Annotated in this window: 1 pseudogene; it reads right to left on the bottom strand. The window is 60.6% G+C overall.

The features are described from left to right. Positions 1-1080, bottom strand: a pseudogene (locus JCM19049_RS14870) (IS3 family transposase); the annotation flags it as partial. Positions 1081-1156 lie beyond the last annotated feature (76 nt).

Here is a 1156-nt window from a genome sequence, read left to right as displayed (position 1 = left end):
CCCCTCCACCCACCCCACGATCGCCAGGCGCAGTTGCTGGCGGGTGGTCCACCAGCGACGATCCAGCACGTTCTTCTGCAACAGGCTGAAAAACGATTCCATGGCCGCATTGTCACCGCCCGCACCGACCCGGCCCATCGACCCGACCAACCCGTGGGCTTCCAGGGCCTGGGTGAATTTCCGGGAACGGAATTGACTGCCACGGTCGCTGTGCACCCGAACCCCACGTGGGTATCCACGGTGCGCCACCGCCATCTGCAAGGCGTTGACCGCCAGCTGAGCCTTCATCCGCGAGTCCATCGAGTAGCCCACGATCCGGTTGCTGAACATGTCCTTGATCGCACACAGGTATAGCTTGCCCTCACCGGTGTGATGCTCCGTGATGTCGGTCAGCCACAGCTGGTTGGAGTGCTCGGCGGTGAAATTCCGCTGCACCAGGTCATCATGCACCGGCGGACCAGCCGGGGTGCACTTGCGCCGACGCTTGCTGGTCACCGAGCTGATTCCAGCCTTGTTGCACAGCCGGCACATCCTGCGCTCGGAGACCTGGTAGCCCAGGTCCTCGAGGTCATCGGCCAGTACCCGGTACCCGCCTTCGGGGTCGTCTTCGTGCAGCTCACGCAGCTTCGCGGTCAGCTCCTGCTCTTCAACATCCCGCGCCGAGACGGGACATTTCAGCCACTTGTAATACGCTTGAGTACTGAATCCCAGGACCTAAGCACGTCACCACCACAGGCACACGTTTCCTGCCTGTTCTGGCGATCAATTCACGGACGAGCGGGCCCATTATTTTGGGGAGCGGATATGCGGCTGGGAGAGGTACACTGCTGCTTTGCGCAGCACCTCGTTCTCCATCTCCAGCTCCCGGATTCGTTTGAACGCCTGGGACATTTCCTTGCGTTCTTCCGGGTCGGTGGACGGTGTCATTCCATGGGAATGGAACCGAGTATCGCGCACCCAGGACTGCAGCGCTGTCCTGGAGATCCCCAAATCCTGACAGACCTGCTTCTGGGGAATCCCTGCTTCCACCAGCGCCACGGCATCGCGCTTGAACTCATCGGTGTAGACATTCTTGGGCATGGGGTCTTCCTTCGTTTGAGCACAACCTTATCGAGGTTATGCGGTCGAAGTATCAACCAAACCTTCAGCAGACCCC

It is taken from the genome of Arthrobacter sp. JCM 19049 (genome assembly GCF_001310435.1).
This window is presented reverse-complemented; position numbering and strand designations above follow the sequence as displayed.